The organism is Candidatus Avelusimicrobium alvi (genome assembly GCF_958451995.1).
In the GTDB taxonomy this organism is placed as follows: domain Bacteria; phylum Elusimicrobiota; class Elusimicrobia; order Elusimicrobiales; family Elusimicrobiaceae; genus Avelusimicrobium; species Avelusimicrobium alvi.
This window is the reverse complement of the sequence record NZ_CAUDSG010000037.1, coordinates 1-14,830: the sequence shown is the minus strand read 5'-3', so window position 1 is coordinate 14,830 and position 14,830 is coordinate 1. Positions and strand designations below refer to the sequence as shown.

13 protein-coding genes and 1 tRNA gene are annotated in these 14,830 nt (G+C 55.7%); 7 read left to right on the top strand and 7 right to left on the bottom strand.

What is annotated here, in order from left to right; translation table 11 throughout:
- Window positions 1–147 precede the first annotated feature (147 nt).
- Together crcB and ACQY36_RS06860 are read right to left on the bottom strand one after the other, a co-directional pair.
- Window positions 148–513, bottom strand: a complete 366-nt coding sequence (gene crcB / locus ACQY36_RS06865; RefSeq protein ID WP_428056183.1) for a fluoride efflux transporter CrcB — start codon at window positions 511–513, stop codon at window positions 148–150.
- 129 nt (window positions 514–642) lie between these two features.
- Complete coding sequence (locus ACQY36_RS06860; protein WP_428078503.1) at window positions 643–2,190, bottom strand: phosphoglucomutase; 1,548 nt, start codon at window positions 2,188–2,190, stop codon at window positions 643–645.
- Between the two features lie 111 nt (window positions 2,191–2,301).
- On the opposite strand from ACQY36_RS06860, the gene ACQY36_RS06855 reads away from it, so the two are divergent.
- The 4 genes from ACQY36_RS06855 (at window position 2,302) to ACQY36_RS06840 (ending at window position 4,613) form a co-directional block, all read left to right on the top strand.
- Window positions 2,302–3,000: a hypothetical protein gene (locus ACQY36_RS06855; RefSeq protein WP_428070657.1), complete on the top strand. Its 699-nt coding sequence runs from the start codon at window positions 2,302–2,304 to the stop codon at window positions 2,998–3,000.
- A 12-nt stretch (window positions 3,001–3,012) separates the two neighbouring features.
- Entirely contained in the window at window positions 3,013–3,912 is a 900-nt protein-coding gene (gene murB, locus ACQY36_RS06850; protein WP_428056177.1) for a UDP-N-acetylmuramate dehydrogenase, read from the top strand.
- A gap of 84 nt (window positions 3,913–3,996) precedes the next feature.
- Window positions 3,997–4,074: transfer RNA gene (locus tag ACQY36_RS06845), tRNA-Asp, on the top strand.
- 83 nt (window positions 4,075–4,157) lie between these two features.
- Window positions 4,158–4,613 carry a GNAT family N-acetyltransferase gene (locus tag ACQY36_RS06840; RefSeq protein WP_428078501.1) on the top strand — a complete coding sequence of 152 codons (456 nt, stop codon included), beginning with the start codon at window positions 4,158–4,160 and terminating at the stop codon, window positions 4,611–4,613.
- Window positions 4,614–4,677: 64 nt separating this feature from the next.
- Here the strand turns inward: ACQY36_RS06840 and ACQY36_RS06835 are convergent, their stop codons facing one another.
- From ACQY36_RS06835 to guaB, 3 genes are read right to left on the bottom strand one after another with little or no spacing between them, the layout of a single operon-like run.
- Window positions 4,678–5,166 (bottom strand): deoxycytidylate deaminase, encoded by a 489-nt coding sequence (locus ACQY36_RS06835; RefSeq protein WP_428056175.1) that lies wholly within the window; start codon window positions 5,164–5,166, stop codon window positions 4,678–4,680.
- A gap of 15 nt (window positions 5,167–5,181) precedes the next feature.
- A complete protein-coding gene (guaA, locus tag ACQY36_RS06830) occupies window positions 5,182–6,714 on the bottom strand; it encodes a glutamine-hydrolyzing GMP synthase (protein ID WP_428078499.1) in 1,533 nt (510 codons plus the stop codon).
- A 2-nt stretch (window positions 6,715–6,716) separates the two neighbouring features.
- Complete coding sequence (gene guaB / locus ACQY36_RS06825) at window positions 6,717–8,180, bottom strand: IMP dehydrogenase (protein WP_428078496.1); 1,464 nt, start codon at window positions 8,178–8,180, stop codon at window positions 6,717–6,719.
- 118 nt (window positions 8,181–8,298) lie between these two features.
- Here guaB and ACQY36_RS06820 point away from each other — a divergent pair, with 118 nt between their 5' ends.
- Complete coding sequence (locus ACQY36_RS06820; RefSeq protein ID WP_428078494.1) at window positions 8,299–9,609, top strand: POTRA domain-containing protein; 1,311 nt, start codon at window positions 8,299–8,301, stop codon at window positions 9,607–9,609.
- A 241-nt stretch (window positions 9,610–9,850) separates the two neighbouring features.
- Entirely contained in the window at window positions 9,851–10,381 is a 531-nt protein-coding gene (locus tag ACQY36_RS06815) for a ferritin-like domain-containing protein (protein ID WP_428078492.1), read from the top strand.
- A 64-nt stretch (window positions 10,382–10,445) separates the two neighbouring features.
- On the opposite strand, the gene ACQY36_RS06810 is transcribed toward ACQY36_RS06815, so the two are convergent.
- Complete coding sequence (locus ACQY36_RS06810) at window positions 10,446–11,675, bottom strand: hypothetical protein (RefSeq protein WP_428056165.1); 1,230 nt, start codon at window positions 11,673–11,675, stop codon at window positions 10,446–10,448.
- 153 nt (window positions 11,676–11,828) lie between these two features.
- On the opposite strand from ACQY36_RS06810, the gene ACQY36_RS06805 reads away from it, so the two are divergent.
- Window positions 11,829–14,198 carry a sodium-translocating pyrophosphatase gene (locus ACQY36_RS06805; RefSeq protein WP_428056163.1) on the top strand — a complete coding sequence of 790 codons (2,370 nt, stop codon included), beginning with the start codon at window positions 11,829–11,831 and terminating at the stop codon, window positions 14,196–14,198.
- A gap of 60 nt (window positions 14,199–14,258) precedes the next feature.
- Here ACQY36_RS06805 and ACQY36_RS06800 read toward each other — a convergent pair whose 3' ends face one another.
- On the bottom strand, window positions 14,259–14,732 hold the full coding sequence (locus ACQY36_RS06800) for a type IV pilin protein (RefSeq protein WP_428078491.1): 474 nt from the start codon (window positions 14,730–14,732) through the stop codon (window positions 14,259–14,261).
- Window positions 14,733–14,830: the final 98 nt, after the last annotated feature.

Below are 14,830 nucleotides of genomic sequence, written 5' to 3'. Positions count from 1 at the left end.
AAAAAAAAAAAACGAGTCAAGGCCTTCCAGGCCTTGGGGCTCTGGCCTGGCCAGGGTTCAGCGAAATACGGTACTTTTAGATATTTGGGAGAAAAACTTTTGGAGATGCCCCATCAAGCGGGAGCGAAGAAAAAAAAGGACAACAAATCAGCAGTACGCGTGGTGGAGCTTAAAGCCCGCCCATACCGCCGCCAGACACATCAGCACATTTAACAGCACATTGCACGCGGCCAGCCAAAATTCCCGGTTATGATATAAGGAAAGCGTATCCAGCGAAAAGGAGGAAAACGTCGTAAACCCGCCGAGCACGCCTACAATCAAAAACAAACGCGCCGGATGGGAGGGAGATTCAAAATACGGCGCAAAAAAACCAATGGCCAGGCTGCCCAGCACATTGACGCAAAACGTGGCCCAGTGGCCCCGAAACGCAAGCGCGGCCGCGCCCGCGCTGACGCCGTAACGAAGCGCCGCACCCACAAAGCCGCCGAGTCCCACATATAAGAAATTAAGCATATTTCTATTGTAACAAATAAACGCCGCCGGCCCGTGTCGCCCGAGCGGTTTTATTTACTGTTTGGCAGTATAAAAAGTACGGACCAAAGAAAAAATCTTTGGTCCGCATACAATCAAAGCCGGGCCGAATTACTTGGCCAGCAAGTTCTTGGCGGCTTCAATCAGTCCGTCCAAATGTTTCGGACTGACGAAGGTTTCGGCGTAGATTTTCAGGATGTTTTCCGTGCCGGAAGGGCGCACCAGAAACCACGAGCTCTGCAGGTACACTTTAATCCCGTCCGTATCGCGCACGCGGGTAACTTTTTCGCCCGCCACCTGATGGAGGGTTTCAAAATCGGCCGCTTTTAAGCCTTTCACGCGTTTCTTGGTTTCTTCATCCGTCGGAACGTCCACGCGGGTATAATAAGGCGTGCCGTGTTTGGCGGTCAGCTTGTTGTACAAGCCGGCGATGTCGCCTTCCGTCGCCATAATTTCCATCAGCAGACATACGGCGAAAATGCCGTCTTTTTCCGGCGTCCAGCCGCTGACGGACATCCCGGCGCTCTCCTCGCCCGCCAAAATATACTCGCGCTTTACAATGCCTTCCACAAAGTATTTAAAGCCCACGTTCACTTCATCCAGTTTAAGGCCGTAAGACGCGGCGATACGGTCCAGCAGGGACGTGGTACCCAGCGTGCGGCCGATGGAATGCGCGTCGCGCACTTTGTTGTGGCGGTAGAGATAGTCCGCCATGACGCACAGCGCATGGTTGGGAGCAATCAGCCCGCCTTCTTTGGTGGCGCAGCCGAAGCGGTCGGCGTCCGGGTCGCTCGCGCCGGCAAAATCGTAGGTGCCGTCTTCCACGAATTTAATCAGCGGCGACATCGGATACTTAGACGACGGATCCATGCGGATTTTGCCGTCGTGGTCAATCGGGATGAAGTAGAAGGTCGGGTCCTGCACTTTGCTGACGATGTCCACATTATCCAAATGGTACTTGGCTTTGATGGCTTCGTAAAAAGCCAGGCTGCTGCCGCCCAGCGGGTGCACCGCAAATTTCAAAGGGGACTGGGCAATCGCTTTAAAATCAATAAATTTAGCAAGCGCGGTAATGTAGGGCGTGATAACGTCGGTCCCGCGCACGAGGCCTTGCTGGCGGGCTTCTTCCAAGGAAACGGATTTGATTTCTTCCGGGTGCGCCATATATTCGTTGGCGTACTTTTCAATTAAAGAAGTAAGCGACGCATCCGCCGGACCGCCGTTGGAGGGATTGTATTTCAGGCCCATATCCTGGGGCGGGTTGTGGCTGGCGGTGCCGTTTAACGAAGCGCTCGCGCGGCCGCTGATGATTTCAAACGAAAAAACAGGCGTCGGCAGCGGCATATCGGGCAGGATGACGGGCAAGCCGTTCCCGGCCAATACTTCGGCGCAGATATCCGCCGTATCGCGCGACATCAGGCGCGTATCGCCGCCCACTAAAATCGGGCCGGTAATGTTTTGCTCTTTATGAATGCGGGCCACGGCCTGCGCAATGGCGCGGGCGTGCAGCGCGCAGAAGCCCGTTCCCAGGCTGCCGCGGTGGCCGGAGGTGCCGAATTTCACCGGCACGGGCGTGCCCTGTGGTTTAAAAAACTGTTCTCTTAAAGCATTTGTATCAATTTTCTGCTTCGTCAGCGTTCCGGCGAGTTCACTTACCATAAGTTCTCCTCTGCGCATCAAAATATAAATCGGTTTTCCGTCTGGCGGGTTGCGTATCCCCCCGTCTTTTTCTATGATATTATATATCTTTAAATTTCGCAACGGAGAACTATGAAAAAACTTCTGACCGCTTTACTCGGCGTTTTGGCCTTTGCGGGCTACGCCTCTGCCGCCAACATCGCAGACGACTTCCGCGCGCATTACACCGCCGCGTCCGACCTGTCCGCCTATAATAAGGACATCAACACCTTAATCGGCATCGCCGACTTCCACACCGGCAAAGGCACCTCTTTCCCGGGGTTTGACGTGGGCGCCACCTTCAGCGCCATCAAGCCGTCTTCTTCCAATAATATCTCGTCCGAAGATTATATTTACACGGGTTTTATCACCGCGGAAACCAAAATCCCGGTGCTGGATTTGGGCGTAGTGGTGCGCGGCACCGATATGAACGGCTTTGAATCGCTGGGCGGGGGCCTTAAATATAATTTCGGCCTGTTTGACACGATTCACATCTCCCTTTCCGGATTTTACGACCGCGGCAAGACCGACTGGTACACCACCGACCATTATTCCGCTTCCGCCGTGGCTTCCATGAACGTATTGTTCCTGACGCCTTACGTGGGAATGGGGTATGATTACGGCGAACTCAAAACCAGAGACCTCTTTCCCTCCCGCTCCACTTCGGACGGCGCCATGCGCTACACCGCCGGCGTGAATTTAAAACCCTTCCCGTTCGTTTACGTGTTTGCGGCGTATACCAAAACGTCCAACAACCACGGTTTGCAGGGAGGCATCGGCCTGAATTTTTAACCCGCCGCTCCTATGGACTACAAACAGGAACTAAAAGCTTTTTTCGGGGATAACTGCCTTTTTGACGAGCCGATGGCGCAGCACACCACGTACCGCGCCGGCGGTCCGGCGGAAGTGTACGTATACCCCAAAACCCGCGAAGAGTGGAGCTTTGTATTAAAACTCGCCCGGACGGCTAACGTGCCGCTGCGGGTCATCGGGTTCGGCTCCAACATTTTGGTCAGCGCCAGCGGCGTGGGCGGCATTGTCTGCTCCACCAAACGGATGAACCACGTCAGCGCGGAAGGCGAATACGTCCGGGCCGAAGCCGGCGCGGCGCTGGATAAAGCGTGCGAAATCGCCTGCGAGGCGGGCCTGGGCGGAATGGAAAAACTGTCCGGCATTCCGGGCAGCGTGGGCGGAGCCGTCTATATGAACGCGGGCGCGTTCGGCCAGGAAACGTTTGACAGCCTGGAATACTTTGACGTGATTGACTTTGAAGGCCGCCCGGCCACCCTGTTAAAAGAAGAAGTCCAACACGCGTACCGCAAAGTGGAAGGCGTGCAGGACTGTATTATCCTTTCGGCGGGATTTAAACTCCAGAAAGGAGACTTTACCCAGCTGATTGAAACGCGCAACACCGTGCTGCACAAACGCATTGAAAAACAGCCGCTGGATTTCCCTTCCGCGGGAAGCGTGTTTAAACGCCCGGCCAACGATTACGCCTCGCGCTTAATTGACGACACAGGGCTTCGCGGCCTGTCGGTGGGCGGGGCGAAAGTGTCCGAAAAGCACGCGGGTTTTATCGTTAATTTCAACCACGCCACCCCGCAGGACATCAAAAGCTTAATGGAACAGGTGCGCGAAAAAGTGAAAGAAAAACACGGCGTGGAACTGGAACTGGAGCAAATTTTGTGGGGGAAGTTTGATTAATTTCCCATACAAAACAGCCGGTTTAAAAATTGTTGACGAAAAAGCCCGAATTAAGCTAAAATATAAAGGTAGTCAGAAATAAATGGAGTCGTGGTGTAGCCTGGTTAACACGCTGCCCTGTCAAGGCAGAGACCGCGAGTTCGAATCTCGTCGACTCCGCCATTTAAACAAAATACCCGCCGAAAGGCGGGATTTTTTTGCCCGAAACGCTTGCCGGGCCCGCCTTAAAAACGCTAAGATACCTTATGCAATTTACCGCCGTTACCGACAAAGAAACACCGCAGCTGTGGGCGTTGTACCTGGAGGCAGACCCGGAGGCCGCCGTTGTGCGCCGCTACCTGCCCGAATGCCGCGTCTACGCCGCCGTGCGGGACGGACGCGTATGCGCCCAGGCGTGCATACTGCCGCTTTCAAAAGATACTTGCGAACTGAAAAACCTGGCCGTGTCCGCCGAAGAACGCGGGCGCGGGCTGGGGATGCGTTTATGCGAATTTGTCTTTCACGCCTGCCGGGAAAACGGATTTAAAAAGATGGTGGCGGGAACGGCGGATATATACCGCTCGCCTGTGCCGTTTTACGAGCGGCTGGGTTTTAAACGCACGGGCGTGATTAAAGATTTTTTCATCAAAAACTACAGCGCGCCCATATACGACGGCGGCGAACAATGCCGCGATATGGTACTGCTTGAAAAAGAATTATAATAGTACGCAGCGCAAAAAAATCCGGGCACATAAATGCCCGGATTTTTTATATTTACATACCCGCTTAATAACCGCGCGTGCCTTCTAAAGACTCGTCGTTGTCAATCCAGTCCTGCACGTTGATTTCGCGGTATTCGTTTTCGGTATCGCGGATGATGACTTTTTCAATCCCCGCGTTAATCACCATACGCTTGCACATGGAACAGCTGCACGAATTTTTGATATATTCGCCGTTGCTCACTTCCCGCCCGGACAAATACAGCGTGCTGCCCATCATTTTATTGCGTTCCGCGCTGATAATCGCGTTGGCCTCGGCGTGCACGCTGCGGCAGAGTTCGTAACGCTCGCCGCGGGGGATGTTAAGCTGCTGGCGGATACAATAGCCCAAATCGCTGCAGTTCTTGCGGCCCCGGGGAGCGCCTACGTATCCGGTGGAAATCACTTCGTCGTTCTTGACGATGACGGCCCCGTAATGCCGGCGCAGGCACGTACAGCGCTTGGACACCACGTCCGCCAAATCCAAATAATAATTGATTTTATCGCGTCTGACCATATTGCCTCCGTGTTTTTATTCCCACTCAATCGTGGCGGGCGGTTTGGATGTTACGTCGTAAATCACGCGGTTCACGCCGTCCACTTCGCTTACAATGCGCGAAGAAATTCTTTCCAGCACGCCGTACGGAATGCGCGCCCAGTCGCACGTCATGGCGTCCGTGCTGGTTACGGCGCGGATGCCTATGGTGTGGAAATACGTCCGCTCGTCGCCCATCACGCCCACGCTTTTAATGTTGGGCAAAAACGTAAAGTACTGCCAGATTTCCCCCTCCAGCCCCGCTTGGGCGATTTCGTCCCGCAAAATAGCGTCCGACTCGCGGATTAAGTGCAGTTTTTCTTCGGTAATCTCTCCCAGGCACCGCACCGCCAAACCCGGCCCCGGGAAAGGCTGGCGCCAAACGAGTTTTTTCGCAATGCCCAGCTCTTCGCCCAGCCGGCGCACTTCGTCTTTAAACAACAGCCGCAGGGGTTCCAAGAGTTTAAACTTCATATCTTTCGGCAGGCCGCCCACATTGTGATGGCTTTTGATAACGGCCGAATGGCCGCTGCCGCTTTCAATTACGTCCGGGTAAATGGTGCCCTGGAGCAGGTAATCAGTCTGCCCCAGCTTTTTCGCTTCTTCGTCAAACACGGCGATAAATTCCGCGCCGATGATTTTGCGTTTTTGTTCCGGGTCCGTTACGCCTTTTAATTTGGACAAAAAGCGTTCCTGCGCGTTCACGCGGATTAAATTCATTTGGTATGCGCCTTTAAACAGGCGTTCCACCTGGTCGCCTTCGTCCTTGCGCAAAAGCCCGTGGTCCACAAACACGCACGTCAGGCGGTCCCCCACCGCTTTATGCACCAGCACCGCGGCTACCGAGGAATCCACCCCGCCCGACAGCGCGCACAATACGCGCCCGTTCCCGACGGTTTTTTTCACGCGGGCGATTTCCTCTTCCATAAAATTACCCATCGTCCAATCGCCGCACACGCCGCATACGCCGTACAAAAAGTTATGCAAAAGCGTTTGCCCAAAAGGGGTATGCAATACTTCCGGATGGAACTGCACGCCGTAAATCCGGCGCGAAGAATCCTCCAAAGCGGCGGCGGGGCACAGCTCCGTACGCGCGGTAACCGTAAAACCGTCCGGCACCCGGGACACATAATCGCGGTGGCTCATCCAGCAGGTGGTTTCGCGGTCCACCCCTTTAAACAGCGGGCTGTCCGCCGTCAGCGTCAGCGCCACTTTCCCGTATTCCTTAAAAGCCGGGCTTTCCACCTTCCCGCCCAAGAGGTGCGCGGTCAGCTGTGCGCCGTAGCAAATCCCCAGTACGGGAATCCCCAGGCTGAACACTTCTTTGTCCACCGTCGGGGCTCCGTCCGCATACACGCTGGCGGGACCGCCCGTAAAAATAATGCCTTTCGGCGCGCGCTTTTTCGCTTCCGCCACAATTTGCGTAAACGGCACCACCTCGCAGTATACGTGCCGGTCGCGCACGCGGCGGGCGATGAGCTGGTTGTACTGTCCGCCGAAATCGGCCACTAAAATAAGTTCATTCGCCATACTTAAAACGCCTTGCTGGAGTAGTTGCTCTCTTCTTTGGTAATCATAATATCGTGCGGATGGCTTTCCACCAGGCCCGCGCGGGTAATGCGCACGAACTTGCCCGTTTCGGTCAGTTCTTTAAGCGTTTTTACGCCGCAGTACCCCATGGAAGCGCGCAGCCCGCCCAAAAGCTGGTACACCACATCCCCCACCGCGCCGCGGAAAGGCACGCGGCCTTCCACGCCTTCCGGCACGAGTTTTTTGGCGTTTTCCTGGAAGTAACGGTCTCCGCTGCCGGCGCGCATAGCGGCCGAGGAGCCCATCCCGCGGTAGGTTTTAAATGCGCGGCCGTTATAAATGACGTTTTCGCCCGGCGATTCGGTCGTACCCGCAAACAGCGAGCCCAGCATACACGCGCTGGCCCCGGCGGCAATCGCTTTGGCGATGTCGCCCGAGTATTTAATGCCGCCGTCGGCAATAATGGGGATATCGTATTTTTTAGCGGCCTGGTAGCAGTCGTAAATAGCGGTAATCTGCGGCATACCGATGCCGGCCACCACGCGCGTGGTGCAAATGGCGCCCGGACCGATACCCACTTTTACGCAGTCCGCGCCCGCTTTGATTAAGTCTTCCGTCGCCTGCGCAGTGGCTACGTTGCCGGCGATGAGCTGGCAGTGCGGAAAGGCGGCTTTAATTTTGGCAACGGCTTCCAATACGCCCTGGCTGTGGCCGTGCGCCGTATCCAGCACCAGCACGTCCGCCTCGGCCTTTAAAAGCGCTTCGGCGCGGGCCAGCATATCTTTGGTAATGCCCAGCGCGGCCCCGACGAGAAGCCTGCCCTGCGCGTCGCGCGCGCAGTTCGGGTACTGGATGCTTTTTTCAATATCTTTAATGGTAATCAGCCCCTGCAGGCGGCCCTCTTCATCCACCAGCGGCAGTTTTTCAATACGGTGTTTTTGCAAAATGTTGCGCGCTTCTTTAAGCGAAGTGCCCACCCGCGCGGTAACCAGGTTCTCCCGGGTCATCAGTTCCGAAATCAGGCGCGAGCCGTCCTGCTCAAAACGCATATCGCGGTTGGTGATAATGCCCACCAGCTTTTCATCCGCGTCCACTATCGGCACGCCGGAAATGCGGTATTTGGCCGTAAGCTCCCAGGCCCGCTGGAGGGTGTCTTCGGGATGCAGAAAAAAGGGGTTGGAGATAACGCCGTTGTCGCTTCTTTTTACGGCGTCCACTTCGGCGGCCTGGCGGGCGGCGGGCATATTTTTGTGAATAATGCCGATACCCCCTTCGCGCGCGACGGCAATAGCCATGCGCGACTCGGTGACCGTATCCATACCGGCGCTCATCAGCGGAATGTTAAGTTTGATTTTTTGGGTCAGGCGCGTGTGGAGTTTTACGTCTTTGGGCAACACCTGCGAGTGCTGCGGGATGAGAAGTACGTCGTCAAAGGTCAAACCTTCTTTGGAAAACTTGTCGTCCATATTCCTCCGGGAGATAAGCTTTCTTCTTATTATATCATATTCCCTCCGAACGCCGTCTGTATATGGTTACTTACCGGTAGGTAGATTTATACCCTTGAAAAAGCTATAATTTATACATATGAAAAAGACTATTTTGCTTATTTCCCTCTTCTGCTGGGCCGGACTGCTTTCGGCCCAAACGCCCGCCGCCACGGTGGGGCGCGTATCGGCTTCGTCCACCCGGATGAGTCCGCAAACGCTTCAAAAACGTTTTTTATTAAAACCCGGGGACGAATTCACCCCCGAAGCCTACGAAAAAGCGCAGGACGACCTGCACAACCTGCGCGTATTTAAAAAGCTGGATTTCAACGCTGCGCCCCAAAACGGCCGGGTAAACATTGACATCACCGCCGAAGACGGTTATTACCTTTTCCCCATCGCGTTTGCGGCCGGAGGAGGCAAAAGCGCGGCCGCCGTGTCGCTGGCGGCGGGCAACCTGTTTAAACAGGGCGAAAGCACGTTTTTCTTTGCGGGCGGCAGTGAAGACGGTTTCTCCGCCAGTGCGGGAGCCAGCGTGGGGGACGATTTTTTCTCCGTCAATTTCACCAAACTTAATTTTGACCAGCGTTTCTACCAAGACTACTGGAGCAACACCTTCGGCGTGTTTTCCACCACCGACGATGAAGACGAATACAACAGCCGCCTGCTGGGCCAAATACACACCAAAAAAGAACAAATTTCCCTTACCTATATGCGCCGCCTTTCGCGCACGCTGAACGCGTTCGTACGCCCGGAATATGTGCGCTATACCTATTCCCAAAACAGACTGGACGGCGGCAATCACAATCAGGTTACCGCCGGCCTGCGCCTATCCGACGATATCCGCCAGGGAGCCAACATGGGTGCGCTGTCCGGCTACGGGCTGACGGATAAAAAGAAAAGCCTGCAGAACCTGCCCCGCGCACGGCACGGCTATGTGGCGGACGTTTTTTATACCTCCGGCGGAGACTGGACCGGGAGCGATTACGACATCTCCAAACTCGGCCTGGACGCGGCCTGGGTGCTGGAGCTGAAAAACCGCCATATGCTGGTGGTGGAAGCCCGCGCGCAGGACGCGTTTAAAGCGTCGTTTAGCGACGAAATCGTATCCACCGATTTACTCAGCGGGATGGGCCGCTACGACCGCCAGATACGCGGTTCGCGCGGTGCGGGGACGGCGGCTTCGTTTATCTATTATCTCCTGCGCAACGACACGGGACTCCTCTCCATTGCGCCCTTTTATGAAATCGCCTACGTCTATGCGGGCGGCGGCTACCGCCCCCACAGCGGAACGGGCGGCACGCTGTCTTACAAATTGTGGCGGTTTCCGTTCCCGGTCGGCATCAATTATACGCGCAACCTGCAGGACGGAAGCGACCAGGTGGGATTTGTTATCGGGGGAACCTTCTAAAACTTATACAAGGGAAAAGCTCCGGCCAAACAGCCGGAGCTTTTTTATGGCCCCTCCAAGCAAAACAATACATTTATAAGCGCAGGCGGCGCGGCTGCTATCCGCTGTCTTCGCGGCGGGCCAATCTAACCCTTTTTACGGGGTTGCGCGCCGCGTGTGAAATTATATACTGGGGATACACAGTAAACGGTCCCAAAACAGGGCTTTGTGTAAATAAGAAGCACCAACGGAGGGTAAATATATGGGAATGAAAGGAAGAGAAATTGTAGAAAGAGCGGGGGTAGACGTAGACGCTCTTATTAAACTCCTCAACAAAGCGTACAGCGACGAATGGCTGGCGTATTATCAGTATTGGGTAGGCGCACGCATCGCCTCCGGGCCTATGGCACCGGCCTTAATCCCGGAGCTGGAAGAACACGCCGCAGAAGAGCTGGACCACGCCACCAAACTGGCCAAACGCATTATTGAACTGGGCGGCACCCCGGTGCTGAGCCCGGAGGAATGGTACAAACAAAGCACGTGCGGCTACTTGGCCCCGTCGGACCCGGACGCCGCAACCCTGCTTAAACAAAACATTCAGGGCGAACGCTGCGCGATTGAAGTGTACAGCAAACTGCTTGACGTGGTGAAAGGCAAAGATATGATTACGGGCAACCTGATCCGCAAAATCCTGGAAGAAGAAGTGGAACACGAGCAGGACCTGGAAGATATCGGCCAGGATTACCTGGGCGGTAAAGCCAAATCCGGCTCCTGCGGCTGCTCCAAAAAATAATTCGCACGCATCAACCGAAAAGGCCCTCGCAAAGAGGGCCTTTTTTATGCACGGCGCAGAAAATCTATTTCAGCACAGGGTACGGCTCAAACACTTTGCCCGCCACCACGACATTTTTCCCCCGGCGTTCCTCCGGCGTTTTGATGGCGTTTTCCACCCGTTCGCTGCGCGTAAACGGCACCGCCGAAAAAACCGTGTGCGAAGCCGAGAACTTCTTTACCCACTCTTCAAACGGCGCGGGCGACTCGCCCGTTAAAAATTTATCCGCCACCACCGGGGTAAAGCGGCCGTCCCGGTTCATGATGAGCAGCGTGGCCGTATGGTAACGCCACGGCGGCGCGGAAGCGCCGTCCGCCAGCACAAAATGCTCCCCCTGCGCCGGACGCAAAAACTCGCCGGAAGCGGGCCGCGCCACTACCCGGTATATACGCATCAGCCCCCAGTTTGCCGAACGGGAAGCCACCGCTTCGCACGCGCACCGCCCGAACAGATAACTGCAGTAATTGCACTCGTCGCTTACGTAACGGTACAGCCGCTGCATGGTACTTTTGAAAGGTTTGATTTTGGTGTCCAGGGCCGACAAATCAGGCTGGGGCTGCTCAAACACCACCACCTGCCGCCGCCCCTGCGCCACCGCGCGCCGCAGCCATTTGGCCAGCAGTTCTTTATCGGCCACGTTCACGGCCCCGCGCAGCAAGTTCTTTTCGGCCCGGCGGTAACCGCCGCCGGGCGCGGCCGGATGCGCCGAGCGCGCAAGCACCTGCAAAAACGCCAGTTCGCGCCGATCGTTTAACGGGTCCCGCGCATTATAGGCGGGCAGTTTGGCCTTGGCGAAAAATTCCGTCAGCCAGGCTTTTATTTCTTTTTTATGCTCTTGGTAAAACGAAGCGGCTTTGGATGCGTCAAAAGGTCTGCGCGCCATGCCAAATCCGTCCAGCACGCCCAGGTAATTAAACGTCAGTTTGCCCGGCACGTCCGTGGCGTAGGCCGCGGTGCTGACGTACATATTAAACAGGTAAAAAGCCGTGGCGCGCACGTGTTGGTCCGTTACGCCCACATCAAACAGTCTCTCCCAAAAACCCGGGCCGACGGGCACCTGCCCGCTGGGAAAATAAAAGCGCATCATATACAGGCGGTTCATCCCGGGGTTCTTCTGTACGCTGCGGCGCATGCGCACCGCTTTTTCAAGCGCTGACGAAAACGGCGTGCGGTATCCGCTTTCCCGGGCAAAGCCAACCCCGCAAAGCGCCGCTGCCAACACCGCCGGAATAAAAAGACGCAACACTTTTTGCATACGTAATAGTATAGAAAAAAGCACCGCCTCAAACAAGGGCCAAAAGGCCCGCCGCGCCGGGCCCAAAAGACCCACGCACCGCCGGCCACAACGCGCGCGGATTATATTATAATATAGGGGACGTCTCACCAAAGTTTCAAAGGAGATTATCAAATGTGGTATGGAATTGCCGCCCTGAGACCCTTTGAACAATATGCGCTGTTCGGCGTGTTGTTCATTGCGATTCTGGGGCTTTTATACGCGCTGTTCCTGCGCAAACAGGTTACCAGCGAAGAAACTGGCACCCCTGAAATGTTAAAAGTATGGGGAGCCATCAAAGAAGGCGCCAACGCCTATCTTAAAAGACAGCTCAAAACCATCCTTCCGCTTATCGGATTGTTGACAGTCTGCCTTTTCCTTTCCGTTTACATCGTCCCGGTGTCCCAGGATTCCATGGAACGGTTTGCCGGTCTGTCCCCGGAGAAAGTAAAACTCATCGCCGCTTTCGGGCGCGCGGGCGCGTTCATTTTGGGCGCGGTGTTTTCGCTTCTGGTCGGCCAGCTGGGGATGCGTATCGCCGTGGACGCCAACGTCCGCGTGGCGGCCGCCTCCAAACGCAGCTTTGGCGACGCGCTTAAAATCGCGTACCGCGCCGGCACCGTAACGGGTATGCTTACCGACGGTTTGGGCCTGTTCGGCGGAACCATTATTTTCATTATTTTCGGCATCGCCGCGCCGGACGCCCTGCTGGGCTTTGGTTTCGGCGGTACGCTCCTTGCGCTCTTTATGCGCGTGGGCGGCGGCATTTACACCAAAGCGGCCGACGTAGGCGCCGACCTGGTGGGTAAAGTGGAAGCGGGCATCCCCGAAGACGACCCGCGCAACCCCGCCGTCGTGGCGGACCTGGTGGGCGACAACGTGGGCGACTGCGCCGGCATGGCCGCGGACATCTTTGAATCCTACGAAGTCACCATCGTCTCCGGCCTGATTTTGGGTATCGCGCTGTGGAGAATCACCGGCCACCACGAGTGGATTGTGTATCCCCTTCTGGTGCGCGGTATCGGCGTGCTGTGCTCCATCATCGGCACCTATGCGGTAAAAGATTCCAAACGCACCGCCGGCAACGCGATGAAAGCCATTTTCAAAGGCTACAGCATCTCGGCCACCATTTCGGTGATTATTTTCGGCGTGTTGGCGTACTTCTATATGAACACCGTGCCCGGCGGCTGGTGGAGACCTTTCGCCGCCACCACCATCGGTATTCTGCTGGCTATCACCATTGACCGCCTGACCGAATACTTTACCGGCACGGAAAACAAACCCGTGCAGGAAATCAAAAAATCCACGTCCACCGGCTCGGCTACGACCATTCTGTCCGGCATCGCGGTGGGCTTTGAATCGGCCGTGTGGACGACGCTGGTCATCGCGGCGTCCATTTTCTGCTCCGTCGTCATTTTCGGCACGATTGACGGTTTGTCCCCCGTGGAAAAATTCAACTTCATTCTCTACGGCGTGGCCATGACCGGTATCGGTATGCTGACGTTAACCGGCAACAACGTGGCGATGGACTCCTTCGGCCCCATCGCCGACAACGCCAACGGCATCGGCGAAATGGCCTGGCACGGGCAGGAAGACGAAGACACCAAAAAAGCCCGCCAGATTATGGCCGACCTGGACGGCGTGGGCAACACCACCAAAGCCATTACCAAAGGCGTAGCCATCGGCTCGGCGGTGATTGCGGCCGTGTCGCTGTTTGCTTCTTATATGGTGGACGTGAGCAACGTCCAGCGTCTGCTTAACGACGCCTGGGCCGCCGCCGGAGAAGCCAAAGTGCTTACGCTTTTGTCGCAGGTGGGCATTGTGGTTTCCAACCCGGTCGTGTTCGTGGGTATGCTGGTGGGTGCGGCGCTGCCGTGGCTGTTCTCTTCTTTCGCCATTAACGCCGTCAGCCGCGCGGCCGCGCTGATTGTGCAGGAAGTGCGCCGCCAGTTTAAAGGCGGGGTGCTGGAAGGCAAAGCCCGGCCCGATTATACGCGCGCCGTAAGCATTTCCACCGTCGCCGCGCAGAAAGAACTGATTATTCTGGCGCTTTTGGGCATCGTGTCCCCGGTAGTGGTCGGTCTGGCCTTCGGCGTGGAAGCCCTGGGCGGATTCTTAGCCGGGATTATCGTCTCCGGCCAGCTTCTGGCGGTATTTATGTCCAACGCCGGCGGCAGCTGGGATAACGCCAAAAAAGTGGTGGAAGACGAACCTTCCGACATTGCCGCCAACACCGGCAAAGGCTCCGAACGCCATAAAGCCAGCGTGGTGGGCGACACCGTGGGCGACCCGTTGAAAGACACCGCCGGCCCCGCCGTTAACCCGCTGATTAAAGTGGTGAACATGGTGGCCGTTATCGTGGCTCCTATCATCGTGAACTACCACAACGATTTTACCCCCTTGGGCAAAATCGGCTGGGTAATCGTTATTTTCCTGCTCGCCGTGTTGAGCTGGGCCATTTTGTCCAGCAAAAAACCTGCGCAGGAAATCGGTTCCGACAAATAAGTTTCAGGCTGCAAAAAACCCCCGCTTCCTGACAGAAGCGGGGGTTTTTATATCGGTCCGTTACCAGTTCAGCACATTATTTTCGGCCCACTCGGTGCACATCTGCCGCTGGTATGGTGTGGCTCTGGAATACAGCGAACACATCCGTTTGCCGTCTTGCTTGATAGCCAGCGAATAGACCTTTTCCCCGCTGGTATCGTTTTCGTCCACCCGGCGGCTGACTAAAGCGATATAGCCGCTGAGTCCGTGTGCACTCGCCGAAAAAATAAAGTACCGCCCAACTTGGTCCGGCAGATGCCCGTATTTGCCGCTGCCCGCGTATCCGACATCCAAATCATTGATGTCTTTGGTATAAGAACCGTTTGCCATAAAATACATCCGGTTGGCGCGCGCGATAGTTTCCACCGCCGATACGGCTTCCGCCATACGGGCTTTTTCCACCGCTTTTTCATACTGCGGCAGCGCCACCGCCGCCAAAATACCGATGATAAGCACTACCACCAACAGTTCTATCAAAGTGAAACCTTTTTGCATAAAAACTCCGGGAAAACGCAGATTTGCCCAGCGCAGACGCTTTATAAAAATGCCAAACAAGACGGGCCGTATTTTCCCACTGTATCAAAAAAAAAAAA

Coding starts and splice junctions, on each gene's coding strand:
- ACQY36_RS06815 (WP_428078492.1), top strand. CDS start 9,851: ATGGGAATGAAAGGAAGAGAAATTGTAGAAAGAGCGGGGGTAGACGTA.
- ACQY36_RS06855 (WP_428070657.1), top strand. CDS start 2,302: ATGAAAAAACTTCTGACCGCTTTACTCGGCGTTTTGGCCTTTGCGGGC.
- ACQY36_RS06820 (WP_428078494.1), top strand. CDS start 8,299: ATGAAAAAGACTATTTTGCTTATTTCCCTCTTCTGCTGGGCCGGACTG.
- ACQY36_RS06840 (WP_428078501.1), top strand. CDS start 4,158: ATGCAATTTACCGCCGTTACCGACAAAGAAACACCGCAGCTGTGGGCG.
- ACQY36_RS06805 (WP_428056163.1), top strand. CDS start 11,829: ATGTGGTATGGAATTGCCGCCCTGAGACCCTTTGAACAATATGCGCTG.
- guaB (WP_428078496.1), bottom strand. CDS start 8,180: ATGGACGACAAGTTTTCCAAAGAAGGTTTGACCTTTGACGACGTACTT.
- ACQY36_RS06800 (WP_428078491.1), bottom strand. CDS start 14,732: ATGCAAAAAGGTTTCACTTTGATAGAACTGTTGGTGGTAGTGCTTATC.
- crcB (WP_428056183.1), bottom strand. CDS start 513: ATGCTTAATTTCTTATATGTGGGACTCGGCGGCTTTGTGGGTGCGGCG.
- murB (WP_428056177.1), top strand. CDS start 3,013: ATGGACTACAAACAGGAACTAAAAGCTTTTTTCGGGGATAACTGCCTT.
- ACQY36_RS06860 (WP_428078503.1), bottom strand. CDS start 2,190: ATGGTAAGTGAACTCGCCGGAACGCTGACGAAGCAGAAAATTGATACA.
- guaA (WP_428078499.1), bottom strand. CDS start 6,714: ATGGCGAATGAACTTATTTTAGTGGCCGATTTCGGCGGACAGTACAAC.
- ACQY36_RS06835 (WP_428056175.1), bottom strand. CDS start 5,166: ATGGTCAGACGCGATAAAATCAATTATTATTTGGATTTGGCGGACGTG.
- ACQY36_RS06810 (WP_428056165.1), bottom strand. CDS start 11,675: ATGCAAAAAGTGTTGCGTCTTTTTATTCCGGCGGTGTTGGCAGCGGCG.